A 25921-nucleotide genomic window follows, 5' to 3' on the forward strand; every position below is an offset into this window, starting at 1 on the left:
GACGAGGTCATCTCGATGGCCGTGCTGGGCCGCGTGGACGCCACGCCGGAAGAGCGCGCCGCCTACGTCAAGCACGCCAACGCCATGCGCAAGGCGCTGGCGGGCGCGGATGCGGAAGAGGACGCGGCCCCGGCCGAGGCCGAGGATGACGTCGCTGACGCCGTCCTGTCGGTCGAGCGGATCGCCGAGCTGGGCGCCGCCGAGCAGTTCATCCTGACGGTGACTGAGACGGGCTTCGGCAAGCGCTCGTCGGCCTATGAGTATCGCCGCACGGGTCGCGGCGGGCAGGGGCTGACGGCGCACGGCCTGGGCGGTCGCGCGGGCACGCGTCTGGCCGCGGCCTTCCCGGTCGAGGAATCGGACGACCTGCTGATGGTCACCTCGGGCGGGCAGATGATCCGCACCCCGATGGATCAGGTCCGCATCGTCAGCCGCTCCAGCCAGGGCGTCACCATCTTCAAGACCGGCAAGGACGAGAAGGTGGTCTCGGTCGAGCGCCTGCCCGACAGCGGCGGCGGCGACGAGACGGACGCCTCCGGCGAGGACGGCGGCGCGGTCGAGGGCGGCGAAAGCTGATTGCGCGGGGCTTCGGCCCCGTTGCATGCTGGCCTCCGTTTCCCGGGGGAGGTGACCGATGGCGCGCGTTCTGATGATCCTGCTGGCCCTTGTGCTGGCCGGATGCACCCTGCCGAAGGTCGATCCCCAGCGTGAGGCGCAGGCCGACCGCACCTATGAACAGGTGCGCCGCAAGGACGTCACGGGGCTGAAGGCCACGGCGACGCCGGCGCTGGCCAGGCAGGACCTGACCGGTCCGATGGAGCAGCTGCAGGCCTTCGTGCACGCCAGCGAGCCGACGGCGGTGGAGACGGTCCAGTGGGCCAGCCAGACGACGAACGGTCACGCCGCTTACCGGATCGTGCGGCTGTATACCCACCCCGAGGGGAGGGTGCAGTTCGACGTGCTGATGGCCCGGGACGAGACGGGGCGCTGGCTGGTCGACGGCCTGTATGCGACCCCGGTGACGGCGGCGATGGCGCAGCAGGAGGCGGCGGCGACCGAGGCGAGCCGGTTCAGCCTGAGCGGCAGGACGCCGGCCCACTATGCGGTGCTGGGCGGGGCGGCGCTGTCGTTCCTCGTCTGTCTGGTCACGGCGATCGTGGCCGGTTTCCGTCGCCGCTGGCTGTGGATGATCGGCAGCCTGTTCGGGTTCGGAAAGGTCATGATCAACTGGACGACCGGCGCCCTGGCCGCGCAGCCGATCTATATCGCCCTGCTGGGCGCCGGGTTCATGAAGGGGCCCGGGGCGGCCGATCCGTGGCTGATCTCCGTGGCGCTGCCTTTGCCCGCCATCTTCTTCTGGGCGCTGGGCAAGTGGCGGCCGAAGCCGCCGAAGCGGAAGCCGGAGGCCGACAGCCCGGTCGAGCCGGACGCGCGGTGGTCTGACTCTTGACCCCGATCCTGCACATCGACGGCGAGCCGGCGACCGCTGAGGCGCTGGCGCCGGTGATCCTGTCGAACTACGGCGCCTTCACCTCGATGCAGGTCGAGGACGGGGCGGTGCGGGGGCTGGACCTGCATCTGGACCGGCTGCAGCAGGAGGCGCTGGCCCTGTTCGGCCGGGCCGTGCCCGAGGCGCGGCTGCGCGAGCGGATGCGAACGGCGCTGGCCGGGCTGGAGGGGCGGCACAGCCTGCGGGTGCAGTTGTTTCTGGAGACCATCACCCACCGGACGCCGGACGCGATGGGCGAGCCGAGCGTGCTGACCGTGGTCTCGGCGCCGGCGAATCCGCTGTGCGATCCGCTGCGGCTGCAGACGCAGGACTATGCGCGCGAGGCGCCGGAGCTGAAGCACAACGCCACCTTCGGCCTGACGCGGGCTCGGCGGGCGGCGAAGGCTGCGGAGTTCGACGACGCCCTGTTCGTCGGGCCGGACGGGGTCGTGTCGGAAGGCACGATCTGGAACATCGGCTTCGTCGAGGCCGGCCGCGTCATCTGGCCGCGCGCGCCGATGCTGCGCGGCGTGGGGCAGAGGCTGCTGGAGAACGGGCTGGATCTGGTCGGGCTGGACAGCGAGACGCGGGTCATCGACCGGGCTGCGCTGGCGGGGTTCCGGCAGGCTTTCATCTGCAACAGCGCGACCCCGGCCTGTCCGGTAGGAAACATCGACGGCCGGTCGCTGGACATCGATCCGGGGCTGATCGACCGGCTGCAGGCGGCCTGGGCGACGAACGCGCCGCAGGCGATCTAGGCCGCTCGTTTCGCACCTGCTAAACCGATGAAAAGTCGGGGAGGACTTCGATGCGCATTGGCCTGTATCCGGGCACCTTCGATCCGATCACCAACGGACACATGGACATCATCGGCCGGGCCGTGAAGCTGGTCGACCGGCTGGTCATCGGCGTGGCCCAGAACGATGAGAAGGGCCCGCTGTTCACGACCGCCGAGCGCGTCGAGATGGTGCGGGCCGAGGTCGAAAAGTTCGGCGACAGGGTCGAGGTGCGGCCGTTCTCCAGCCTGCTGATGCATTTCGCCGAGGAACTGAAGGCCGGGGTGATCGTGCGGGGCCTGCGCGCCGTCGCCGACTTCGAGTATGAGTTCCAGATGACGGCGATGAACCAGCGCCTCAATGCGGACATCGAGACCGTCTTCCTGATGGCCGATCCGCGCCATCAGGCGATCGCCTCGCGGCTGGTCAAGGAAATCGCCCGTCTGGACGGGAACATCGGAAGCTTCGTCAGCCCGGCCGTCGCGGCCGCGGTGCTGGCCAGGGTCAAGGGATAGAATGCGCTTCAAGACCACCATCGCGGCCGCCGTGGCCGCCGCCCTCCTGACCGGCGTCGCGCCGGCGGCCCTGTCGCAGACGGCCCCCGCCGCGGCGGCGACCCAATGGCGGACCATCGCCCCGGAGAACCTTCTGGTCATCGACACGCCCAAGGGGCGGATCGTGGCCGAGCTGGACCCGCGTCTGGCCCCGCAGTCGGTGGAGCGCGTGCGCACCCTGGCCAACCGCGGCTTCTATGACGGCCTGACCTGGCACCGGGTGATCGAGGGCTTCATGGCCCAGGGCGGCGATCCGCAGGGCACCGGCGAGGGCGGCAGCGACCTGCCGGACCTGCAGGGTGAGTTCAGCTTCCGCCGCGGCCGCGCCGACGCCTTCGTCAGCACCGGCCCGGGCGCCACCGGCGCCAGCCAGCTGGGCGTGATCGGCTCGATGGCCGTGGAGACCCAGCCGGACGCGCAGATGATGGTCACGGCGGACTTCAAGGTCGACGCCATCGCCCTGTTCTGCCCGGGCGTGCTGGGCATGGCGCGGGCGAACGACCCGAACAGCGCCAACAGCCAGTTCTATGTGATGACGGCGGCTAATGAATCGCTCAACGGCGTCTACACCCCGTTCGGGCGCGTGCTGTCGGGACTGGACGCGGTCAAGGCGCTGAAGGCCGGCGACCGGGCCCAGGGTGGCCGGGTGGTCAATCCGGACGTGATGACGCGCGTGCGCACCGCCTCGGCCCTGCCGGAAGGCGAGCGCCCGGCGGCGCGGGTGATGGTCACGAGCAGCCCCGCCTTCACGGACCTGCTGACCGCGACCCGGACCCGTCTGGGGGCCCGGTTCAATGTCTGCGAAATCCAGCCGACGGCCGAGGTCACCGGCGGCTGACGCCGTAAACGGGGAGGGGATGATGAGACTGACGTTCGCCCTGGCCGCCGCGGCGGCCCTGATGACCGGCCCGGTGACGGCGCAGGAGGTCGGCGGCCCGCCCCCGCCGCCGCCGCCGCCGACGCCGCAGACCACCATCGCCTCGACCGACTGGCGCATGGTGCCGCCCGAGAACCTGCTGGTGATCGACACCACCAAGGGGCGGATCATCGTCGAGCTGACGCCGCAGATCGCGCCGCTGCATGTGGAGCGGATGCGCCTGCTGGCCCGCAACGGCTTCTTCGACAATCTGACCTGGCACCGGGTCATCGACTGGTTCATGGCCCAGACCGGCGATCCGTTGGGCACCGGCGACGGGCAGAGCGCCTGGCCGGACCTGAAGGCCGAGTTCACCTTCCGCCGCGACCCGTCGATGCCGTTCGTCCCGGTGGCCGAGCCGCAGGGCGCGCGCGTGGGCTTCCTGGGCTCGCTGCCGATCCAGACCCAGCCCGACGTCGCCTTCGCCCAGACCGGCGACGGCAAGGTGCACGGCTGGGGCCTCTACTGCCCGGGCGTGGCCGGCATGGCCCGCGACGAGGGCAATGACACCGCCAACAGCCAGTTCTTCATCATGCGTCAGGCCTATCCGGCGCTGGACAAGCGCTACAGCATCTGGGGCGTGACGGTGGCGGGGCTGGACGTGGTCCGGGCGCTGCAGGTCGGCGACGGCGAGAACGGCATGATGGCCGCCGCCCAGCCGGACCGGATGACCCGCGTGCGCGTGGCCAGCGACATCCCCGAGGCCGAGCGCCCGGTGGTGCAGGTGCTGTCGCCGACGTCCGAGCGGTTCATGAGCATCATCGGCGAGGCCCGGGCCGCGCGCGGCGCCGACTTCTCGATCTGCGACGTGACCCTGCCGGTTCAGGTGACGGGGTAGCGTAGGCAAGGGGCGGCGATCAGACGTCCGAGTTCGCCCCAAAGGCGAAGTTGGGAGCGTCCGCTTGCGGAGGTCCGCCAGCGAGGACCTACGGCATACGGCGGTAAATGCCTCTAAAGGACGTGTTGCCGTCACCACACGAGTTGTCGTCCTCAACGATCAGAAAATCGCCCAGCAGGGTAAGTTCAACAGCGCACGCTCCGTCGTTGAGCCGAGCTTGATCACCGATCATATTCAATGGCCCGGAAAATTCAGCATGATGGTTTCGGCCGGGAAGGGCCACTGTTCCTCGATCGTCAAACCCGTCGCTGCTGTCCCAGTCAGCCAGGCCTGCAGCCCGCAGACCACCTTGGTCGCGGCTGACCTCGATCCGCATGACGCCTTCGCTGTTCCAGGCGCCCACCCATTCCGAAGACGGCGGGCTAGGGTTTACCGGTTCAGGCCTGAGCCGTCTGGTCTCAATCCAGCCCGTAGTGGTGGTGTTCTTGCCCGGGAAAAACACGCATGTGAAACCGTCTTGCGAACCGCCGCTAGTGAGCACGCGATCCGCCGCGATTACGTATGCGCGGTTGAGGCAATACGCTTGCTGGTTGGGACATACGGTCGCGTCACCATGGAAGTAGGCTCGCCCGGTTCCGGTGACTGTTGCGACGCCACTGGGTGCGCTTTGCAGGCAGTCCATTGCAGAAGCGCCGCCTGCGCTCGAAAGCAAAAGCAATAGGGCGAGCGGCCAGTGCGCTGCTGGGTGGGGCTTGGCATTCATCTGTGCAACCATAGCTTTGCCAAGAGGGATTAAGTCCGGCAAAACGTCATGACGTCAACGTCGCCTTCCCACCCGTAGCAGACATTGGTTGGTTCACGAGGTTGTGGGCTGAGCCCCGCCGTTACCGCCGCCGCCGCGCCGGCGCCGACGGCGTTTCCGGGACGGCCTGCGGTCCTCGCGCATGCGTTCCAGCAGCAGGCCCTCGCGCAGGCCGCGGTCGGCGACGCGCACCCGCTCTGACGGCCAGGCCCGCTGGACCGCCTCCATGATGGCGGCGCCGGCGAGGACGAGGTCCGCGCGGTCCGGCCCGATGCAGCTTTCCGCCGCCCGTCCCGCGGGCCCCAGGGCCTTGAGCCGGTCGGCCGCGCGTTCGCAGTCGGTGCGGGTCATCCACAGTCCGTCGACCAGATTGCGCTGGTAGCGGCGCAGGCCGAGGTGGATCCCCGCCAGGCTGGTGATGGCGCCCGAGGTCCCGACCATATGGGCCCGGCCGCCGGTGAAGAGGTCGCGCAGGGCGGGATCGACCGGGGTGTCGGCGATGGCCGCGCCCATGTCGGCCACCATGGCCTCGTACCAGGGCGTCAGGTCGCCGCCGACCGGCTCGGGATGGCGCTCGGCCAGGGTGACGACGCCGATGGGCGCGGAAATCCAGCCCTCGAGCTGGAACCCGGTCCCGTTGCGACGCAGCCAGTTCAGTTCGGTCGAGCCGCCGCCGACGTCCACGACCAGGATGGCCTCGGCCCCGGGATCAAACAGGTTCAGGCAGCCCTCGACAGCCAGCCGGGCCTCCTCGACCGGGTCGATGATGCGCAGCTTCAGCCCGGCGCCCTGACGGACGCGTTCGATGAAGGCGGGCCCGTTCTCGGCCTGGCGGCAGGCCTGGGTGGCCACGGCCATCAGGCGGGAGGGATCGACCCCGCGTCGCGCGACCCGCTCGGCGCACTGCATCAGGGCGTCGTAGGCGCGCTCCATGGCCGCGTCGTCCAGCCGCCCGGTCCGGGACAGGCCTTCGCCCAGCCGAACGATGCGGCTGAAGGAATCCACGACGCGAAAGCCGTCCTTCGCCGGTCGGGCGATGAGCAGACGGCAGTTGTTGGTCCCCAGGTCGAGCGCGCCGTAGAGGGGCGCTTCGCGACCTGACACCCCCGCCGCGACGGCGGCGCCGCCGCGGGCGCGCTTTCCGTCGGGCCGCCGGGGCTGGGACCGGGGGCGCGAGGACGCGCCGTCGGTCTCCGGCATGGGCCGAATCTTTCAAGGTGGGCGGTCCGGAACGGCGCCCGTCCCCGACAGCCTAGACCGTGGAGTTGATCCGCGCCAAGCGTGTCTGTCGCGAAAATGAACGGAAGGGCGGTGATCCGGCTCAGGTTCGGGGGCGTACCCCGTATGGCATGACCAGACCTGTCTCAGCCCGTTTCGGCCTCGGCCAGATCGTTCGCCACCGCGACGCGGGTTTCCGCGGCGTGGTGATAGACGTCGACCCGGTGTTCGCCGGCCAGCCCGGCGCGACGGGCCCGATCTCGCCGGACCAGCCCTTCTATCAGGTGCTGGCGCTGGGGACGGACGGCGGCTTCATGGCCTATGCGCCGGAGGATTCGCTGGAGCACGACCCGGAGCTGTCCAGCCTGACGCGGGACGCCGAGCGGCGCTATTTCACGACCGACGCCGGAGGCCACCACGCCCCGCGCGAGCAGGCGATCCACTGAGTCCGCTGGCGCGGCCGCCGCGCGGCCTCTAGATTGGCCGCAAGGGGCCGCCAGAGCCCGAGTACAGGAGCGCCGTCATGTCCGACTTCGAACACGTCTTCGACAAGCCGCCCGAAGGGGCCGCCGAGGACTGGACGATCCCGCAGAACTGGCGCGCCTATACCGAGACCGAGCACAAGACCTGGGACACCCTGTACGCCCGGCAGATGAAGATCCTGCCCGGCCGCGCCGCCGACGTCTTCTTCAAGGGGCTGGAGGCGCTGGACCTGAACACGGGCGGCATCCCGGACTTCTCGCTGATGAACCCCAAGCTGCAGGCCCTGACCGGCTGGACGGTGGTGTGCGTGCCGGGTCTGGTGCCGGACGAGGTGTTCTTCGACCATCTGGCCAACCGCCGCTTCCCCTCGGGCCAGTTCATCCGCAAGCCGGACCAGCTGGACTACCTGCAGGAGCCGGACATCTTCCACGACGTCTTCGGCCATGTGCCGATGCTGACCGACCCGGACTTCGCCGCCTATATGGAGGCCTACGGCAAGGGCGGGCAGCGGGCGGCGTCGCTGGGCATGCTGCCCAATCTGGCGCGGCTGTACTGGTACACGGTCGAGTTCGGCCTGATGAAGGAGGCGGACCAGCTGCGCATCTACGGCGCGGGGATCGTGTCGTCGGCGACCGAGAGCGTGTTCGCGGTCGAGGACCCGTCGCCGAACCGTCTGGGCTTTGATCTGGAGCGGGTGATGAAGACCCTCTACCGGATCGACGACTTCCAGCAGGTCTATTTCGTGATCGACTCGATCGAGGCGCTGAAGGGCGAGACCCTGAAGGACTTCGGCCCGATCTATGAGCGGCTGCAGGGGGCGGAGACCATCGCTATCGAGACGATCCTGCCGACCGACGAGGTATTCACCGAAGGCACGCAGGCCTATGCGACCAAGGGCGGGCGGTTCGCGGCCTGATCAATCCTCGTGCGAGATCAGGCTCTTGTGCTTGGTGTCGCGCATGAAGAGGTAAACCAGCAGCGACACGCCGATCATGCCGGTGACGTACCAGAAGTAGACGCTCTCGATCCCGGCGCCCTTGAGCCACAGGGCGACATATTCGGCCGTGCCGCCGAAGGCAGCGTTGGCGATGGCGTAGGGCAGGGCGACGCCCAGGGCGCGGATGTGGGCGGGGAAGAGCTCGGCCTTCACCACGGCGTTGATGGCCGTATAGCCGCTGACGATCACCAGCGCCGCCAGCGCCAGCAGGAAGGCGACGAACGGGCTGTCGACATGGGCCAGCGCCGTCATCAGGGGCACGGTGAACAGCACCCCCAGAACCCCGAAGGCGACCATCACCGGCTTGCGCCCGATGCGGTCCGACAGGGCGCCGACGGCGGGTTGCAGGCACATGAAGACGAACAGGGCCGCGGCGCTGATCTCGGTGGCGGCGTCCTTGGTGAAGCCGGTGGTGTTGACCAGGAATTTCTGCAGGTAGGTCGTGTAGGTGTAGAAGGCCAGGGTGCCGCCGGCGGTCAGGCCCATGACCAGCAGGGCCTCCTTGGGGTGTTTCAGGATCAGCTGCAGGGCGCTGGATTTCGGGGCTTCCTTCGCATCGGAGGCGATGAAGGCGCGGGTCTCGTCGAGGCGACGACGCAGCCAGAAGACGATCACCGCCAGAGCCGCGCCGACGAAGAAGGGGATGCGCCAGCCCCATGAGGCGAGGTCGCCCTCGCTGAGGGTGTTCTGCAGCACGATCAGCAGCAGCAGGGCCAGAAGCTGGCCGGAAATCAGGGTCACGTACTGGAAGCTGGACCAGAAGCCGCGATGGTTCTTCGCGGCCATTTCCGACAGGTAGGTGGCCGAGGAGCCGTACTCGCCGCCGACGCTGAGGCCCTGCATCAGGCGGGCGAGCAGCAGCAGGGCCGGGGCGGCGACGCCGATGGTGGCGTAGCCGGGCGTGCAGGCGATGATCAGGCTGCCGCTGCACATCAGGGTGACCGACAGGGTCAGGCCCGCCTTGCGGCCCTTGCGGTCGGCGTAGATCCCCATGATCCAGGCGCCGACGGGGCGCATCAGGAAGCCGACGGCGAAGATGGCGGCGCTGCTGAGCAGCTGGGCCGTCGCGTCGCCCTTGGGGAAGAAGACCGGCGCGAAATAGAGGGTGAAGGCCGCATAGGCGTACCAGTCGAACCACTCGACCAGATTGCCCGCCGAGCCGCCGATGATGTTCCGCAGGCGGCGGGCGGGGGACATCGTCTCGGTCGGGGGCGTGGCGGTCATGCGGTCAGTCCCTCTGGAACGGATAGAAGCCGGAGCCGAGGCCGAGGATGGCGGTCAGCTCGTCCAGCGCGCCCCGGCTTTCGTCGAGCAGGGCCGGGTCGGCGAGGTCGGCGACCTTGAGCTCGTCGCGATACCAGGTGGCGCCCCAGACGCTGAGCGCGCCGTGCAGTTCGTCGGTCAGGCGCATGTTGGGATTGGTCGCCGCCAGCTCGGCCTCGTTCAGCACCACCCGCAGACGGAGGCAGGCGGGGCCGCCGCCGTTGCGCATGGACTGGCGCACATCGACGTACTCGACCCGGCCGATGGGGCCGTTGGACGAGGCGACGGACTCGGCCACCGCATGGGCGCGGGCGTTGTCGCGGGTCTCGGTCGGACAGATCAGGGTCAGGCGGCCCTCGCCCGGGATCTGCACCAGCATGGAGTTGAACAGGTAGCTGGTGATGGCGTCGGCCAGCGGCAGGTCGGCCTCGGAGACCTCGACGAAGATGGGGTCGAACCCTTTGGCCGCCGCGCGGATGGCTGCGTGGGTGGCGGCGGTGTCCTCGAAGGCCAGCTGGTGGTGGAAGAGGGTGTCCAGCGCGCCGACGCAGACCACGTCATTGTGGAAGGTCCCGCCGGCGATGGCGGCCTTCGACTGGCGGGCGAGGACAGCGCCGGAGGCTCCATGGCGGCGGGCGAGGGCCTCGGAGGCCTCGCGGGTCTGGCGGGCGGGGAAGGGACCGGTCCACGGCTCCCACGCTTCACGACCCCAGACCAGCAGGTTGACGCCCTCGGAGCCGTGATCGGCGCACAGGCGGACGTGGTTGGCGGCGCCCTCGTCGGCCAGATGGGCGACCGACGGCAGGGCGTCGTGGACCGCGAACTGCTCGGGATCGGGGAAGAGGGCGTCGAGCGCCAGTTTCGTCTGACCATGCTCCAGCGAGCGGTGCAGGTTGGTGACGAGGTTGGCGGGGGTGAAGTGGACCCGGCCGTCGGCGCTGTCGGCGGAGGGCGTCACGGTCGCGGCGTTTGCGGCCCACATGGGCGAGGCCGAACAGGCGGCGGCGGCGAAGGTCGGGGCATCCTTCCAGGCGCGCTCGAGCACCCGGGCGTCGGTGCCGGAGAAGCCGAGGCTGCGCAGGAAGGGCAGGTTGGGCCGCTCATGCGGCGGCAGGACGAACTGAGGCAGGCCGAGGTCGGCCAGCCGCTCCATCTTGTCGAGACCCTGCAGGACGGCGGCGCGCGGATTGGACGCCTGGCCCTCGTTCAGGCTGGAGGCGAGATTGCCGGGGGAGAGGCCGGCATAGGAATGGGTCGGGCCGATCAGGCCGTCGGCGTTGGCTTCGAGGGCTTTCATGAAAAGCCCTCCCCTCGAGGGGGAGGGTTGGGAGGGGTGGAGGCAGGCCGCTGGCCGGTGTGGCGCGAAGGGCTCGATCCCGCCTTTTGCGCCAGCCCGTCATGCATCGAGCGCGCACCCCATCCCCCGGCCCCTTCCCCCTCGAGGGGAAGGGGAGAGGTTTGGCGGATCGCCAGGACAATCTCGGCGACGACGGCGTCGAGGTCATCCGGGATGCGGCGGCTGTCGATCCTCAGCACACGGTAGCCCTGACCGTTCAGCCAGTCGTCTCGTTCGAGGTCACGAAGAGCAACATCGGTCAGGTTGTGCACGCCGCCATCGACCTCAATGACCAGTTTGGCCCGTAGGCAGGCGAAATCGACCACATAGGGTCCGATCGGAGCTTGGCGTCGGACGCGGATCGGCAGCAGCCGCAGACGTTCCCAAAGTTTGGCTTCCGTCCAGGTCGGGTCGGCGCGCATTCGACGAGCGCGCTCACGCCCGCCTGCCTTGATCCGCTCCGGCTTTGAGAAGCGATCAAACTCCATCAGCTCAACCCCTTGATCTCGCTCTCGATGTTCTTCACCGCCTCGGCCTCGAAGCTGGCCACCGGATAGGCGCAGTAGTCGGCCGCATAGTACGCCGACGGGCGGTGGTTGCCACTGGCGCCGAGGCCGCCGAAGGGCATGTCGCCCGCCGCGCCGGTGGTCGGGCGGTTGAAGTTGACCACGCCCGCGCGGATGCGGCGGATGAAGGTCTGCCAGTGGGCCGGATCGTCCGAGACCAGACCGGCGCTGAGGCCGTAGCGGGTGGCGTTGGCCTCGGCGATGGCCGCCTCGAACGAGCTGACGCGGGTCACCGACAGGAAGGGGGCGAACATCTCCTCGTCGGGGACGCTGACCCTGGTGACGTCGATGATGGCGGGCTTCACGAAGGCGCCCGGCAGGTTGCCGACGGGACCCGAGGCGCGGATGACCTTGGCGCCCGCGTCGATGCGCTGCTGGAGCGCGGCGAGGGCGGCGGCGGCGGCCTTCTCGGAGATCAGCGGCCCGGCGTAGGGCTCGGTCGGGCTGTTCCAGGGAGCGAAGACCAGGCGGTCGCTGAGGGCGGCGATGGCCTCGACGATGGCGTCGCCCTGCGGCCCTTCCGGCATGATCAGGCGACGGGCGCAGGAGCAGCGCTGGCCGGTGGTGATGAAGGCGGACTGGACCGCGATGCCCGCGACGGCCTGCGCGTCCGCGGCGTCCCAGACCACCAGCGGATTGTTGCCGCCCAGCTCCAGCGCGAGGATGACGTGGGGATCGTCGGCGAATTTGCGCCGGAAGTGGGCGCCCGCCGCGCCCGAGCCGGTGAACATCAGGGCGTCGATGCCGCTGTCCAGCAGGGCCGCGCCGGTGTCGCGCCCGCCCTGCACCACATTGACCACGCCCTCGGGCAGGTCGGCGGCGGCGAAGGCCTCGGCCATCAGCTGGCCGGTGAGGGGCGTTTCCTCGGACGGCTTGAAGACCACGGTGTCGCCCGCCAGCAGGGCCGGGACGATGTGGCCGTTGGGCAGGTGGCCGGGGAAGTTGAACGGTCCGAGCACGGCGGCGACGCCGTGCGGGCGGTGGCGCAGGGTGGCCGAGCCGAAGGCGGTGGCGGCGGTGCGTTCGCCCGTGCGCTCGTCATAGGCGCGGATCGAGATGTCGACCTTGCCCTGCATGGCGGTGAGTTCGGTCTGGGTCTCCCACAGGGCCTTGCCGGTTTCGCGGCTGATGGCCTCGGCGATCTGGGGCGCGCGCTCCTTGAGCACGGCCTGATAGCGCTTCACCGCGTCGATACGGTCCTGACGCGGGCGGTCGGCCCAGTCGGGGAAGGCGGCGCGGGCGCGGTCGGTCGCGGCCTGGACTTCGGTCGCGGAGGCGGCGGGCCCTTCCCAGACGGTGTCGCCGGTGGCGGGATCGATGGAGGCGAAATGGGTCATGCAAACACTCTCCTTCCCCCCTCGCGGGGGAAGGTGGCCGGCGGAGCCGGTCGGATGGGGGGGCTTGGACGGCGGGCAGAACGGTCAGGGCGAGCGGCGCCGGGACAGGGCGATGTTTCACCCCCCATCCGTCTCGCTCCGCGAGCCACCTTCCCCTGCAAGGGGGGAAGGATGTGATGGATGTTTCTCACGTCTTCACCCGCACGATATCTCCCGCCTTGACCTTCAGCGCGTCGGCGGTTTCGCGGGTCAGGGTGGCGGTGTCGCCCTCGATATGGGTGCGCTGGCGCACGGCGCGGAAGGCGCCGACGCTGGCGGTCGAGATCAGGGCGGGCAGTTCGGCCTCGACCTCGTCGGTGATAGCGACGGTCAGGGCGCGGGCGTCGCGGACGGTGCGGATGTTGTCCCGCTGGCACGAGACGGTCGGCCCGGCGTCGAAGATGTCGATGAGGCCGTTGGGCCGGAAGCCCTCGCTCTCCAGCAGGGCCATGGCGGGCACGCCCTGCGGATGGACCTTGCCGATCACCGCGCGGGCGGGCTCGGGCAGGAGCTCGACATAGATCGGATGGCGCGGGGCCAGGTCGAGGATGAACTGCTTGTCCGTGGCGCCGGTCAGGCGGTCGGCCTCGTCGAACTCCATCGGGAAGAATTTGTGGGCGACGTGGTCCCAGAAGGGACAGGCGCCGTCGGGGGTGAAGACCCCGCGCAGCTCGGCCAGGACGTTCTCGTTGAACAGCTCGGGCTCGGCGCCGATCAGCATGTAGCGCGACTGGCTGAGCAGGCGGCCCGCGCCACCCTTGCGCCGGTCGGCCTTGAGGAAGAGCGAGCCGACCTCGGTCCAGCCGGTGCACTCGTTCACCAGCACCAGGGTCTTCTGCTCCAGCTTGATGCCGAGCGAGGGCGAGGACTGGGCGTTGCTGACGACCCGGAAGCTGAAGAAGGGGCGTTTCAGGCCGACGGAGGCCTTCACCGAGCCGATGCCGTCGACGTCGCCGGTTTCGCTCTCCTCGAGCATGACGGTGTACCAGCGCTCGTGCGCCTCGATCCGGCCCGCGAAGCTGTCGCGGCTGAGGTCCAGACGCTCGGACAGCTGGTCCGGATCCTCGGGCAGGCTGGTGAAGCCCGGCCCCGACAGGATGGCGAGTTCAAGCAGATGGTCGAGGTCGGCGGGGCCGGCGGGTCGGACGACGAGCATGGGGGTTACATCGTCTCCAGACGCAGGGACTTCAGTTTGAGGGCGTCGATCTCGCCCGAGGCGATCTTGCACAGGATGAGCGCGGACAGTTGCGCCCGTTCGACGAAGCTGGCGGGCCAGGCGAACTCCTGATCCGAATGGATGTCGCCGCCGAGGACGCCGAGGGTGTCGATGTTGGGCAGGCCCGCGGCGTGCAGGTTGTTGCCTTCGCAGACGCCGCCGGAGGGCTTCCAGGCGATGGTCTGGCCCAGCAGGGCGCCGGTTTCCTTCACCGCCTCGAACAGGGCGGTCTGGGAGGCGTCCATGGGTTTGGGCGCGCGGGTCATGCCGCCGTGCAGGTCCAGCGTCAGGCCTGGGAAGGGCGGTTCGGTCGCGATCTGCTGCACCGTCTCCGAAATCCACGCCGAGGCCTGGGCGTCCGGGACGCGGACGTTGAAGCGGACCACGGCGTTGTCGGCGACGACGTTCAGCGGACCGCCGCCCGAGATCTTGGCAACATTGACGGTGACCCCCTCGCGCTGGCCGTTCAGGGCGTGCAGGCGGGCGGCGATGATCGCGGCGCCGGCGACGGCGTTGGCGCCCTCATGGAAGGCGCGGCCCGCATGGGCGGCCTTGCCGGTGACGATCAGGTGGTAGTTGCCGCTGCCCTTGCGTTCGCCCGCGAGGGTGCCGTCGGCGAGGGCGGGCTCATAGGTCATGCCGACATGGCCGCGGGCGCCGAGCTCGGCCAGCAGGGGGGCGGAGGCCGGGGAGCCGATTTCCTCGTCGGGCGACAGGAGCACCGTCCAGCCGACGCGCTCGCGATCCGGATGGGTCTCGAACGCCTCCAGCGCCGCCAGCAGGACGGAGATGCCGCCCTTCATGTCGGCGATCCCGGGGCCGTTCAGGGCGCCGTCGGCGCGGGTGACGACGGTCTGGAACCCCGAGGTCTCGGGGAAGACGGTGTCGTAGTGGCCGGTCAGGACGACCTGCAGGGGGGCGTCGGGCCGGCAGGTGAGCTTCAGGGCGTCGGCGTGCGCGTCCTCACGCACCGAGCCGTCGTCGGCCACGGTGGTCGAACCGCGCGTGGGAATGCGCTCGACGGCGCCGGGCAGGGCGCGCGCGGCACCCTCCAGCAGGGTCAGGACAGCACTCAACCCGTCGGCGTTGCGGCTGCCGGAGTTGACGTTCGCCCACTCCACCGCACGGCCGATGATGGCGGCTTCCCGCGCCGCGACGTGATCGAGCACGGACTGTTCAGAAGGCAGAATCCGCATGCGCGGCGAACCTAGCCGGGCGCGCGGCAAAGGTGAAGCGAGGCCGGGCTACGACTCGTTATCGGAACCGGTTAGGCTCGGGGTCCATCCCAATGGAGGAAATGGATGACTGACATCATCAAGGCGATGAACCCGACGGCCCCGCTGCACACCGAAGAGGCCGCGCTGGGCGCCGCCAAGGTCAGCGCCGTGGGCATCCTGATCGGCGCGATCCATCAGGCGGTCGGCGGTTGGTACGCCTCGACCCCCGAAGCCGCGGCGGCGGCCGGACGGCTGATCGAACGGCTGACCGGGCAGGCCCCGACGGCCGAACAGATGGCCGCCAGCGCCCAGCAGGGCATGATCATGGGCGTCGCCCTGGCCGTGCTCCAGCTCGGTCTGGCCTTCTGGCAGTGGAAGAAGCCGAACATCGTGCTGCCGATCCTCTTCCTGGTGCTGTGCATCTGGGGTCTGGGCACCTCGGCGCTCGGCCTGGCCATGGGCGCCGAACAGCCGGTGTACCTAAGCGTCTTCTCGATCGTGGCCATGCTGATCGCCGTCGTGACCCATATCGCGGGCATTCGCGGCGCCAGCGCCCTGGGCAAGATCCGCTACGAGGCGGCCAACACCTACGAAGACTGAGATCGACTACCGGTTCGGGCGGCGGTCTTCGCCGCCGCCCGGCTGCCGGCTCTGCCGGCGCCAACGGATGGACAGGCTGGCGTCGCCCTGTCCACCGAATTTCGAGCTGACCGTCAGATTGCGACGGACCTGCCATTCGACGTTGACCTCGGCCCCGTCCTCGCCGCCGCCGATGATCTCCAGATAGACGTCGTCGGTGATGTAGCGCCCGCCGGCCACGGTCAGGCTGGACGCCTCGCCGCCGAAGGACAGGCGGTCCAGACCCGCCAGTTCGCGCAGGTTGCCGATCACATCGAAGCCGCCGCCGCCCGCCAGGGCCGCCACGCCCGCCGCCAGCTGGGCCGCCTCGAAGGCGGACAGTTGCGAGGCCGAGCGGCCGAACAGGACCTGGGACAGGATTTCGTCCTGCGGCAGGGCGGGGGTGGAGGTCAGGGCGATCTCGGGCCGCGCGGCCGTGCCGGTGACCCGGATGGTGGCGGTCAGGGCCGGATCATCGCGCGTCGCCGACAGGTTCAGGCGAATCTGGTCCGGCCGCGTCGACAGGGTGACCGTGCCGGTCTGGTCGAAGACGAAGCGCTTGCCGGCGAAGTCGTAGTCGCCGCGCACCACCCGGGCCGTGCCGGTGAGGATCGGACGGGAGATCGTGCCGGTGATGCGGGCGTTGACCCCCATCTCGACATTCAGGCCACGGCCGACGACGCGGACGTCGCCGCCGGGCGAGCGGATGGCGATGTCCATGCCGATCTGAGGGCCGCGCGGACGGTTCTGCTGTTCTTCCGGGACGTCGCCGCCGGGGCGATTGATCTCGACCACGTCCATGCGGACGATGCCGTTCGAGCCGGGCGGATTGGCCTCGATGCGGGCCTCGTCCACCGAGATTTCGCCCGCCAGCCGGATGTTGCCGTCCTCGCCCCGGATGACGGTCAGGGGACCGGAGGCGCGGGCCTCGGCGATATCGTTGTCGATGATGCGGAAGCGCCGCAGCAGAAGCTGGAAGCTGGAGCCCGACCCCTGACGCAGGCCGATGCGGCCTTCGCCGCTAACCTGACCGCCGCCGCCGTCATTGGCCGAGAAGGTCTCGATCAGGGCGGTGGTGTCGTCGAAGCGGCTGTTCAGCGTCACGCCCGCCAGACGCAGGCCGGTGGCGTTGTCGCGGAAGACGCCGTTCTGCAGGTCCAGCCGACCGTTGATGCGGGGCTCGGCCAGGGTGCCGGCCAGGGTCGCGTTGGCGGTCATCTGGCCCGACAGGGAGCGGTCGCCGCCGAGGAACAGGTCCCAGATCGGCTGGACCTGGCCGCGGATGTTCACCGTGCCCTCCATCGGGCGGGTGCGGACGATGGCGAGGCGGAGCGGGGCGGCCGAGGCCTCGACCGGCAGGGTCAGGTCGGCGCTGGCCTGAACGGCGTCGGCGTCGACGGCGCGCGCCTGCAGCCGCAGGGTGTTGTTGACCAGCAGGGCGTTCAGCGTGCCGTCCACCTCCATGCCGCGCGGGGCGTCGATGCTGCGCAGGTCGTCGAGGGTGACGTTGGCCGAGCCGGACAGGTCGTCGCCCGAGCCGCGCAGGGACAGTCGGCCCGTGACCCGGCCGCGCATGTCGGGCGCGAGGGAGCCCAGCTCCACGCTGGTCAGGTTGGCCTCGATGACGGCGGCGCGGGAATCCTGACGCAGGTCGCCGGTCAGGACGCCGCCGCCGACCGACAGGTCGACGCGGACCACCTTGCCGTCGCCGGACAGGGCGACCACGGCGGGCGCACGGGTCGAGAAGTCAATCTCGCGCACCGAGCCCGAGCCGTTCAGGGCCACGGTCTGGGCGCGTCCGTCGCGGGTGTAGACGCCCGAACCGTCGAACGAGACCGGCGTGGGGCCGCCGACGTCCGCCTTCAGGGTGAAGGGCAGGCGCTCCAGCGTGCCGCGGCCGTCCAGGTCGAGGGTGCGGATGACATAGGGCGAGCCGGCGAAGCGGACGTTGCGGCCGGTGACGTCAAGGATGGCGGTCTCGGCGCCGCCCCCTTCGGTCAGGCGGACCCGGCCGTTGGCCTCGCCCGAGGCCAGGAAGGCGCCGGGGCGGGCGGTGAAGGTCAGGTCGGCGCTGGACGGGATGCGGCTGGACAGGGCGATGTCGCCCCGGGCGGTGACTCCGCCGGCGTCCAGATCGACGTCGGTCAGGCGGATGCGCGGTCCGCCGAGGTAGAAGTTCCCGCTGGCCCGGGCGGGGCCGTAGTTCGAGCCCGCGGTGATGGCGACCCGGCCGTCCGAGGCGTCGGGCCCCTTGCGGAAGCTGAGCGCCAGGTTGGCGTCGGTCAGGTGCAGGGCACCGGCGTTGACCCGGGCGAAGGCGGCGCGCAGGTCGGCGCGGGGCTGGGCCAGGGTGCCGGTCAGGGCGCCGTCGCCGGTCATGGCCCCGTCGATCTCCACCGGGCCGATGCCGAACGGACCGCGGGCGTTCCAGTCCAGGGCCAGCCGCAGGGTCCCGTTGCCCTCGATCAGGCCGCGCGCGCCCGCCGAACCCTGGGCGCCGGTCAGGGCCGCGCGTTCAACCTGGATGCGGCCGTCGGCCAGGGCGCCGGTCAGTTGCAGGCGGGGCGTGGTCCCCAGCAGGCGGTCCAGTTCGCCCTGTCCGGTGGCGAGCCCACGCCCCCGCCCGTCGAAGGTCAGTCGCCAGGGCGCGCCGGTGCGGGCGGTGGAGGCGGAGATCGGCCCCCCGAAGGCGCCGCGGGCGCCGCGATGGATCTTCGAGGCGTCGGTGATGCGGGCGTCGCCGCGGAAGCCCAGCCCGCCGACGAGGTTGCGTCCGCCCGACCCGGTCAGTTTCAGGGCCTGACCATCCAGATCGATCTTCTGCAGCAGGATAGCGCCGTCGGTCTGGCGCACGGCCTCGAAGCGGACGCGCGGGCGTGCGCCGAGCAGGCCGCCGATGATGCCCGCGGTCGAGCCGCCGTCCGCGCGGATGTCGCCGTCCAGCGCCATGCGCCCGGCGCGGACCTGCAGGTTGAGAGGGCCCCGGACGCGGCGGGCGCGATAGCTGGACGCCTCGACGCCGATCAGATCGACCAGACCGTCCAGCGACCAGTTGGTCGCGTCGCCCCTGAACGTCCCGACATAGGAGGCCGGACCCGCCGAGCGGGCGCCGGTCAGGCGGGTGAGGGAGGGGGTGGCGATGTCCAGACGCACGCCGTCACGGCTGCGGCGGTCCTTGACGCTGATCTGGCCGCTGGCGTGGGACGACAGGTTCTCGGCGATCAGGGACCAGCCGACACCCTGCTGGCCGTCGTTGTCGGTGTCGGGCGTGGTGGCGAAGCCGAAGCGGGCGGTGCGGCCGATGCGCTCGGCGAACGGCGCCAGAAGGTCCGAGCCGGAGAAGTCGAAATAGCCGCTGATCCGGGTGTTGTCCTTGCCGTAGCGGCCCTTGATGGTCACCGGGATAAAGTCGCCGGTGCGCACGACGGCGTCGATGATCTGGCCGTTGACCAACGCCGTGGCGCGGAAGGGCTGGTCCGGCGAATAGCCGAGGGCGCCGGCGATGGGGCCGCCCTGGGCCTCGACGGCGCGCAGGTTCAGGCGGGTGTCGGCCAGATCGCCGCCGAAGGTGGCGTTCAGGCGCAGGTGATCGCCCGGACGGCTGAGGCTGTCGGCGTTGATCACCGCCTGTTTGGCGCCCCGGCGCGGGATGTTCGCCTCGCCGGACAGGGTCCAGCGGCCGTACTCCTTGGAGAACCCTTCCAGCAGTTCGACGCGGGCCGCGAAACGGTCGATGTCGACGGCCAGCGCCTGCGGTCCCGGCGGCGTGGTCGAGGGCTCGACCAGCGGGCGGCGGATCAGGCGGATGACGTCGGCCTCGACCTCGGTGGCGTGGAAGCGGCGGGTGATCAGCGGCCACCAGTTCCAGTCGACATGGACTGTGCGGGCTTCCAGCCAGACGCCGTTCGCGTCGGTCACGGTCACGCGGTCGATGGTGAAGTCGTCGAACAGGTCGCCCTTGACCCCTTCGACATTGATCCGGCCGTAGCGGCCGATCTTCTTGCCGGCGACGAAGCTGGTGACCAGTTCGCGCCCGGCGTCGCTGACCAGATACATCCGGCCGCCGATGAGGGCGAGGATCAGCACCACGGCCAGGACGGCCACCCCCATGCCGCCGAAGAAGGCGATCGCCTGCAGCAGGGTACGCTTGGCTTTCACCTCGGCGGGCGTTTCAGGCGTTCCGTCGGACGGGCTTTCCGGGGGCGGGGCGGCGTCGGTCAAAACGCCTGCCCGATGCTGACGTAGATCTGGAAGTCGGCGTCGCCGTCGCGACGCTCGAGCGGGAAGGCGATGTCGGCGCGGATCGGGCCGAACGGCAGCTTGTAGCGAACCCCGACCCCGGCGCCGTAGCGCAGGTTGTTGAAATTCGGCGTCTCCTGGAAGCCGATCGCCCCGGCGTCGAGGAAGGCGACGGCCTGGAAATTGCGCCAGACGTCGCGACGGATCTCGATCGAGGTCTCGAACAGGCTGAGACCGCCGCGCGGGGTGTTGTCCGGCAGGCGCGGACCGACGCCCTGATACTCATAGCCGCGCACGGAGCCGCCGCCGCCCGAGTAGAACAGGCGGTCCGACGGCACCGTCAGCTCCTCGCCGCCGAGGATCGAGCCGAGCCTGACCCGGCCCGCGAGGACCGTCTTGCCGTTCTCCTGAAGCGGCAGGTAGGCCGTCGCCTGGCTTTCGGCGCGCAGGAACAGCACGGTGTCCTCGCCGCCCACGACGGTGGGCTGGGCCGAGGCGGTCAGGCGCCAACCGGTGGTCGGATCCAGCGGGTCGTTCGAGCGGTCCAGGTAGAAGCCGCCGCGGCCGGTCAGGATGTACAGGTCCCGGTCGAAGCTGATCGGCAACTGGGTCAGCGGGTCGAAGCGGTTCTCGTTGTAGTGACCGGCGTCGAAGCCGACGCCGTAGCTGACCCAGGAGGTCTTGCCGAGCCGCTGCTGCAGGTCCGCCGACAGGGTCAGGGCGGCGCGTTCGTAGGCGTCGGTGTCCTCGTTCACCAGGGCGGCGGAGAGCTTGAGCGTCTGCCCCGGGCTGCGCCAGTGGGGCAGGCTGAGGTCGGCGCCCAGTCGGCTGTCGACGTCGGCGACCCGGGCTTCCCAGACCAGGGTGTCGGCGCGGTGGAAGCGGTTGTGCCAGGTCCAGCGCAGATCCACGCCCGAGCCGTCGGCGGTCGAGAAGGTGGCCCCCGCCTCGAGAATGCGGCGCGGGCGATCGGTCAGGGTGACGATGACCGGGCGATGGCCGTCGGCGTTGGTCTGGTCGGTCGGGGCGAGGGCCACGCCGACGCCGTCATAGACGCCGGTCTCCAGCAGGCGGCGCTCCAGCTCGGCCACGTCCTCGGGATCATAGACATCGCCTTCCGACCAGGGCGCCAGACCGGCGACCCAGTCCGGATTGGTCGGGCCGCGGGTCTCCAGCCGGACACCGTCCAGCTTCACCAGCTGCCCCGAGGCGATGTTGAAGGTCGGGTTCACGGTCAGGGCGGCGTGGTCGACGACGACGCGACGCGGCTCGGCGCGGGCGTCCGCATAGCCGTTGCGGACCAGACCGGCGACGAGGCGGCCCTCGGCGGCGATGACATCGACCGCGCGGCCGGGCTCGCCGGCCGTCAGGCCGATATCGGTGATCACGGCGCCGGCGATCTCGCGGTCGGGCTCGGGCGCGACCCAGTTCACATTCGGGGCGGTGAGGGCGAAGCGCGGGCCGGGGACGACGCTGACGATGGCGACCGGGGTCTCCTCGCCCTCGACGATGTCTTCCAGAACCGGCTGGTAATAGCCCTCGGAGCGCAGCAGGGCCTCGGCGGACTCCATGGCGCTGCGGGCGCGGCGGCGGGCTTCGAAGCGGTTGGAGGGCGGGCCGTCGACCTCACCCACGGCGCGGACCAGCTGTTCGCGCAGGCCGCTGTCCAGTTCACCGCGAATCTGGGCGCGCGGGTCGGCCGCGGCGGCGGACGCGACGGCCATGCCCGCCAGACTGACAAGGAAGAAGGCGGGCCTCGGCGTCAAACTCAAACCTTCGTCAGAGGCCGTCCGGCCTGCACATCAGGACGGCGCTCCCCCGCCGTCGGCGTCATCGTCATCCGGCGCGCCCCGGCGCCGGGGCGTCGGGATCAGTAGAAGAGGGTTTCGCTTTCCGGCTGGACGGATTCTTCCGAGGTGCGCTGCTCGGGCGGCAGGGCCGTCGAATCGGTCGGCGGCGGCGGGGTCACCGTGGGCTCGGGCGCGGGCGGCTCCTCGACGACCGGCGGCGGCGCCTGTTCGGCGGCCTTGTCCGCGAGGCTCTCGTCTTCCGACGGGCGCGGATCGTTGCACGCGGCGAGCGTAACGGCGCTCGACAGGGCCAGCAGGACGGCAAGGCGTTTCATGGTCGAAAAAGTCTCCCCCGGATCAGGCCTTCCAACGCTCGGCCGGTTCCCCTGTTCCATAGAGTGTTTCGCATCGGCGCGCATCCTCCGAGCGTTGCTGTTTGAGGTCCTTCGATCACAATGATCGCGGATCAAGGTTCGCGGAAACCAATCCTTTCCCAATTGCACGCAACCTTCGCGTGGGGAGAGAGACGAAACAATGTCCGCCACCGCCTACGCGCTCGTATCGCAGGTGAGGTTCAAGGAGCTGAAGACCCGGGTCGGATTGGCCGCCTTCATCGGCGTCACGGCCTGGTTCTTCGCGCCCGGAATCTGGCCGCCGGCCTGGTTCGCCGCCGTACTGGTCACCCAGTTGATCGACTGGGCGGTCTTCCGGCGATTCCGGCTGCATCCCGAGTGGATCCCTGATCGTCGCTACGTGATCCTGTCCTGCATGGTCACGGCGCTGGGCGTGGCCGTCTATTCGAGCATCGCCGCCTGGCTGTGGTTCACCGGCGGCGAGATCGGGCGCGCGTTCGCTCTGGTGCAGGTGGCGGGCGGGTTGCTGCACGTCAGCCTGCACATGCATCAGGCGAGGCCGATCCTGGTCTCGGCGGTGGCGACCCACGGCGCCTATTTCCTCGGTTTGCCGGTGATCAGCGCCATCCTGACCGGACGCTGGCAGGAGCTGCTGATCGCCCTGGGCTGTCTGCTGTATATGAGCCATCTGGTCGTCGCGGTGCGCCAGAGCAGCGCCACGACGGACCTGCTGCGTTCAGCCAAGGAGCGGGAGCGGGAGGCGCGCCACAAGGCCGAGGAGGCCAGCGCCGCCAAGTCGGACTTCCTCGCCGTCATCAGCCACGAGATCCGCACGCCGATGAATGCGGTGATCTCGGCGGCCAACCTGCTGCGCCGGACCGAGCTGGACGACCGCCAGGCCGAGCACGTGTCGATGCTGACCGACGCCGGCGAGGTCCTGATGGGGCTGCTGAACGATGTGCTGGACGTCTCGAAGATCGAGGCCGGCAAGATGGTGCTGGAGACCGACGACGTGGACGTGCGGGCCCGGCTGGCCTCTCTGGCCCGGCTGTGGGAGCCCCGCGCCGCCGCCAACGGCGTCCGGCTGGAGGTCGAGGCGGCGCCGGGGGTTCCGGACTGCGTCCGCACCGACCCGCTGCGCTTCCAGCAGATCCTGTTCAACCTGATCTCCAATGCGGTGAAGTTCACGGGCGAGGGTCGCATCCGGGTCTCGGCGGACTGGGCGGACGGGCGGCTGACCGTCGCGGTGGCCGACACCGGCTGCGGCATTCCCGCGGCCCGGCTGGCGCATGTGTTCGACAGCTTCGAACAGGCCGAGGCGGGCACCACGCGCCGCTACGGCGGTACAGGCCTGGGGCTGTCGATCAGCCGCAAGCTGGCCGAGATCATGGGCGGGAGCCTGACGGTCAGCAGCGTGGAAGGTGAGGGCTCGATCTTCACCCTGAGCGTGCCGATGGCGGTGTCGACCACCCGTCCGGCCGAAGTGCGCGAGGCGGCGGTCGAGGCGGCCGGCGCGCTGGAGGGACGCTCCATCCTCGCCGCGGACGATCACGAGGTGAACCGCCGCATCCTGAACCTGCTGCTGGAGCCGCACGGGTGTCGCCTGACGCTGGTCGAGAACGGGGCCGAGGCGCTGGAGGCGGCGCTGGTTGAACGGTTCGACGCGGTGCTGATGGACATGCAGATGCCGGTGATGGACGGGCTGGAGGCCACGCGCCGCATCCGTCTGACCGCCGGGGTCAACGCCGACACCCCGATCATCGCCCTGACCGCCAATGCGCTGGACGTGCACCGTCAGGCGTGGGCGGCGGAGGGCGTCGAGGCCTTCCTGAGCAAGCCGATCGATCCGGCCGCCCTGGTTCACACGCTGGCGGAGGCCTGCGCGGGCGTTCCGGCGGAGAAGGGGCGGGCCGAGGTCGCCTGACCTCAGCGCCAGCGCGCCAGCGCCTCGTCCAGTGACAGGGCGGGCGGTTGCGGCTCGGGCATGGCCTGTCCGTCGAAACGCGGGGCGGGCGCGGGCTGGATCACCCCCTGATCGACGAAGGTTGCTCGCGCCGCATTGTGCGGATGCGAGGGCGCTTCGCCCAAGGTCAGGACCGGCGTGACGCAGGCGTCGGTTCCGGCGAAGTGGGCCGCCCAGTCGTCGCGGTCGCGCGTGGCGAACAGGGCCTCGAAGCGGGCGTGCAGGGCGGGCCAGTTCGGCATGTCGAACTGCGGCGCCTCCTCCGGCGTCAGGCCCAGACCGGCGATCAGGGCGGCGTAGAACTGGGGCTCCAGCGCGCCGACGGCGACGAAGCGGCCATCCTTGCAGGTGAAGCAGCGATAGAAGGGCGCGCCGCCGTCCAGCAGGTTGGCGCCGCGCGCGTCGCTCCACAGGCCGCGCGGTCGGAAGGCGTGGAACAGGCCGGTCAGCAGGGCCGAGCCGTCGGTCATGGCGGCGTCCACGACTGACCCCTTGCCCGTGGTCTTCGCCTGCAGCAGGGCCGCCAGCAGGCCCGAGACCAGGAACATGGCCCCGCCGCCGTAGTCGCCGATCAGGTTCAGCGGCGCGCGGGGCGGCCGGTCCGGCTCGCCCAGCGGATGCAGGGCGCCCGAGAGGGCGATGTAGTTGATGTCGTGCCCGACCTGATCGGCCATCGGCCCGGTCTGGCCCCAGCCGGTGACACGGCCGAAGACCAGCGCCGGGTTGCGGGCGGCCAGCGCCTCGGGGCCCAGACCCAGCCGCTCCATGACGCCGGGGCGGAAGCCCTCAATGACGGCGTCGGCGCTCTGGGCCAGATCGAGGACGCGGGCGTGATCCGCCGGGTCCTTCAGGTTCACCGCCACCGCCGCGCGGCCGCGGTGCATGACCTCTCCGCCGACATCGCTGAACACCGCCGCCCCCGCCGAGGCGCTGCGGGTCAGGCGCAGGACCTCTGCCCCCATGTCGGCCAGGACCATGCCCGCGAAGGTCACGGGGCCGAGGCCGTCGAACTCGAGAATGCGGAGACCGGAGAGGGGCTTGGCGGGCGCTGTCATGTCCCTTGCGTAGCCGGTGGATCAGGAACCTGTCGAGCGGGCCGTCGATCGGGGTTGACCCGCGCGGCGACATGTCGGAAAAGCCGCGCCTCCGGATTCGCAGACGCGGCCCGGTGACACGATGTGCGTCCTTAGCTCAGTTGGTTAGAGCATCTGACTTTTAATCAGAGGGTCCTCGGTTCGAGCCCGAGAGGACGTACCATCGGTTTCCTGACATCGCAGCGCTTTCGTCATGCCGTCCGGCGTGATTGAAGGGCGCATGCGCGCGCTTCTGCTGATCCCTGTCGCCCTCATGCTCGTTCCGGCTCTGGCCGCCTGCGGAGGCGGGCAGGCGGTGCGCGATTTCGGGTCAGGATTTGGAGCGGCGGCGACGGCGCCGTTGGACGACTTCAACCTGCGCCGGGAGTACATCCCGACCGTGCTGCTGCAGGCGGAGGCCAATCCCTATGACCTGCGCAATCTGAACCAGTGCACCACCATCGGGGCCGAGATCGCGCGGCTGAACGAGGCGCTGGGGCCGGATACGGATGAGCCGCCGGCGCCGGACAATCCCTATCTGAGCGAGCGGGCGGCGGACGCGGCGTCGAAGGCGGCGCTCGACGCCATCCGCGACGCGACGACCGACTTCATCCCCGGGCGAGCCTGGATTCGCCGCCTGAGCGGGGCCGAGCGGCATCGGCTGCATGTGCAGTCGGCGGTGCAGGCCGGGCGGATGCGCCGGGCCTTCCTGAAGGGGATCGGCATGCAGCGGAACTGCGCCCCGCCGGCGGCGCCGAGCTGGTTCAGGCCACGCCGGTAGGGTGTGGGGAGTCGGGTATGGGGTGTGGGGGCAAAGGGTGATTACACCCCACACCCC

General features: G+C 70.3%; 23 protein-coding genes and 1 tRNA gene. 12 read left to right on the forward strand and 12 right to left on the reverse strand.

Features of this window, described 5'->3' with window-relative positions; genetic code table 11:
* The 6 genes from VGE03_RS04105 to VGE03_RS04130 all read left to right on the forward strand — a co-directional run.
* On the forward strand, positions 1-576 hold a 576-nt coding region (locus VGE03_RS04105), incomplete at its 5' end, for a DNA gyrase C-terminal beta-propeller domain-containing protein (RefSeq protein ID WP_331045195.1).
* 58 nt (positions 577-634) lie between these two features.
* Positions 635-1450 (forward strand): hypothetical protein, encoded by an 816-nt coding sequence (locus VGE03_RS04110; RefSeq protein ID WP_331045196.1) that lies wholly within the window; start codon positions 635-637, stop codon positions 1448-1450.
* Entirely contained in the window at positions 1447-2247 is an 801-nt protein-coding gene (locus VGE03_RS04115) for an aminotransferase class IV (RefSeq protein WP_331045197.1), read from the forward strand. The genes VGE03_RS04110 and VGE03_RS04115 overlap by 4 nt, the downstream gene beginning before the upstream one ends.
* Before the next feature lie 50 nt (positions 2248-2297).
* A complete protein-coding gene (gene coaD / locus VGE03_RS04120; protein WP_331045198.1) occupies positions 2298-2780 on the forward strand; it encodes a pantetheine-phosphate adenylyltransferase in 483 nt (160 codons plus the stop codon).
* A gap of 1 nt (position 2781) precedes the next feature.
* The gene (locus VGE03_RS04125) at positions 2782-3657 is read left to right on the forward strand and encodes a peptidylprolyl isomerase (protein WP_331045199.1); all 876 of its coding nucleotides are present in this window, start codon (positions 2782-2784) and stop codon (positions 3655-3657) included.
* Between the two features lie 22 nt (positions 3658-3679).
* Positions 3680-4573 (forward strand): peptidylprolyl isomerase, encoded by an 894-nt coding sequence (locus tag VGE03_RS04130; RefSeq protein ID WP_331045200.1) that lies wholly within the window; start codon positions 3680-3682, stop codon positions 4571-4573.
* Between the two features lie 88 nt (positions 4574-4661).
* On the opposite strand, the gene VGE03_RS04135 is transcribed toward VGE03_RS04130, so the two are convergent.
* Positions 4662-5336: a hypothetical protein gene (locus tag VGE03_RS04135; RefSeq protein ID WP_331045201.1), complete on the reverse strand. Its 675-nt coding sequence runs from the start codon at positions 5334-5336 to the stop codon at positions 4662-4664.
* Between the two features lie 93 nt (positions 5337-5429).
* Entirely contained in the window at positions 5430-6575 is a 1146-nt protein-coding gene (locus tag VGE03_RS04140; RefSeq protein ID WP_331045202.1) for a Ppx/GppA phosphatase family protein, read from the reverse strand.
* A 149-nt stretch (positions 6576-6724) separates the two neighbouring features.
* On the opposite strand from VGE03_RS04140, the gene hspQ reads away from it, so the two are divergent.
* Together hspQ and phhA are read left to right on the forward strand one after the other, a co-directional pair.
* Positions 6725-7039 carry a heat shock protein HspQ gene (gene hspQ, locus VGE03_RS04145; RefSeq protein WP_331045203.1) on the forward strand — a complete coding sequence of 105 codons (315 nt, stop codon included), beginning with the start codon at positions 6725-6727 and terminating at the stop codon, positions 7037-7039.
* Between the two features lie 77 nt (positions 7040-7116).
* Entirely contained in the window at positions 7117-7992 is an 876-nt protein-coding gene (gene phhA / locus VGE03_RS04150; protein ID WP_331045204.1) for a phenylalanine 4-monooxygenase, read from the forward strand.
* Here phhA and VGE03_RS04155 read toward each other — a convergent pair whose 3' ends face one another.
* The 6 genes from VGE03_RS04155 to VGE03_RS04180 form a co-directional block, all read right to left on the reverse strand.
* Positions 7993-9297: an MFS transporter gene (locus VGE03_RS04155; protein WP_331045205.1), complete on the reverse strand. Its 1305-nt coding sequence runs from the start codon at positions 9295-9297 to the stop codon at positions 7993-7995. It abuts the gene before it with no gap.
* A 4-nt stretch (positions 9298-9301) separates the two neighbouring features.
* Complete coding sequence (astB, locus tag VGE03_RS04160; protein WP_331045206.1) at positions 9302-10633, reverse strand: N-succinylarginine dihydrolase; 1332 nt, start codon at positions 10631-10633, stop codon at positions 9302-9304.
* Positions 10630-11160 carry an endonuclease domain-containing protein gene (locus VGE03_RS04165; RefSeq protein ID WP_331045207.1) on the reverse strand — a complete coding sequence of 177 codons (531 nt, stop codon included), beginning with the start codon at positions 11158-11160 and terminating at the stop codon, positions 10630-10632. The genes astB and VGE03_RS04165 overlap by 4 nt, the downstream gene beginning before the upstream one ends.
* Entirely contained in the window at positions 11160-12575 is a 1416-nt protein-coding gene (gene astD / locus VGE03_RS04170; RefSeq protein ID WP_331045208.1) for a succinylglutamate-semialdehyde dehydrogenase, read from the reverse strand. Before astD ends, VGE03_RS04165 begins: the two co-directional genes overlap by 1 nt.
* 187 nt (positions 12576-12762) lie before the next feature.
* A complete protein-coding gene (locus VGE03_RS04175; protein WP_331045209.1) occupies positions 12763-13770 on the reverse strand; it encodes an arginine N-succinyltransferase in 1008 nt (335 codons plus the stop codon).
* Between the two features lie 5 nt (positions 13771-13775).
* Positions 13776-15026 (reverse strand): hydrolase, encoded by a 1251-nt coding sequence (locus VGE03_RS04180; protein ID WP_331045210.1) that lies wholly within the window; start codon positions 15024-15026, stop codon positions 13776-13778.
* 105 nt (positions 15027-15131) lie between these two features.
* Between VGE03_RS04180 and VGE03_RS04185 the strand changes: the two genes are divergently transcribed.
* Entirely contained in the window at positions 15132-15647 is a 516-nt protein-coding gene (locus VGE03_RS04185; RefSeq protein ID WP_331045211.1) for a hypothetical protein, read from the forward strand.
* A gap of 6 nt (positions 15648-15653) precedes the next feature.
* Here VGE03_RS04185 and VGE03_RS04190 read toward each other — a convergent pair whose 3' ends face one another.
* The 3 genes from VGE03_RS04190 to VGE03_RS04200 form a co-directional block, all read right to left on the reverse strand.
* Positions 15654-19886, reverse strand: a complete 4233-nt coding sequence (locus VGE03_RS04190) for a translocation/assembly module TamB domain-containing protein (RefSeq protein ID WP_331045212.1) — start codon at positions 19884-19886, stop codon at positions 15654-15656.
* Positions 19883-21628: an autotransporter assembly complex family protein gene (locus VGE03_RS04195; protein ID WP_331045237.1), complete on the reverse strand. Its 1746-nt coding sequence runs from the start codon at positions 21626-21628 to the stop codon at positions 19883-19885. The genes VGE03_RS04190 and VGE03_RS04195 overlap by 4 nt, the downstream gene beginning before the upstream one ends.
* 146 nt (positions 21629-21774) lie before the next feature.
* Positions 21775-22029 carry a hypothetical protein gene (locus tag VGE03_RS04200; RefSeq protein WP_331045213.1) on the reverse strand — a complete coding sequence of 85 codons (255 nt, stop codon included), beginning with the start codon at positions 22027-22029 and terminating at the stop codon, positions 21775-21777.
* Between the two features lie 199 nt (positions 22030-22228).
* Between VGE03_RS04200 and VGE03_RS04205 the strand changes: the two genes are divergently transcribed.
* A complete protein-coding gene (locus VGE03_RS04205; RefSeq protein WP_331045214.1) occupies positions 22229-23971 on the forward strand; it encodes an ATP-binding protein in 1743 nt (580 codons plus the stop codon).
* Between the two features lie 2 nt (positions 23972-23973).
* On the opposite strand, the gene VGE03_RS04210 is transcribed toward VGE03_RS04205, so the two are convergent.
* Positions 23974-25065, reverse strand: coding sequence for a CaiB/BaiF CoA-transferase family protein (locus VGE03_RS04210; RefSeq protein ID WP_331045215.1), 1092 nt, complete (start codon positions 25063-25065; stop codon positions 23974-23976).
* 125 nt (positions 25066-25190) lie between these two features.
* On the opposite strand from VGE03_RS04210, the gene VGE03_RS04215 reads away from it, so the two are divergent.
* Both VGE03_RS04215 and VGE03_RS04220 read left to right on the forward strand, forming a co-directional pair.
* Positions 25191-25267 (forward strand) — tRNA-Lys (locus tag VGE03_RS04215).
* 57 nt (positions 25268-25324) lie between these two features.
* Positions 25325-25864 carry a hypothetical protein gene (locus tag VGE03_RS04220; RefSeq protein ID WP_331045216.1) on the forward strand — a complete coding sequence of 180 codons (540 nt, stop codon included), beginning with the start codon at positions 25325-25327 and terminating at the stop codon, positions 25862-25864.
* Positions 25865-25921 lie beyond the last annotated feature (57 nt).

This window comes from Brevundimonas sp. (assembly GCF_036400995.1).
GTDB lineage: Bacteria > Pseudomonadota > Alphaproteobacteria > Caulobacterales > Caulobacteraceae > Brevundimonas.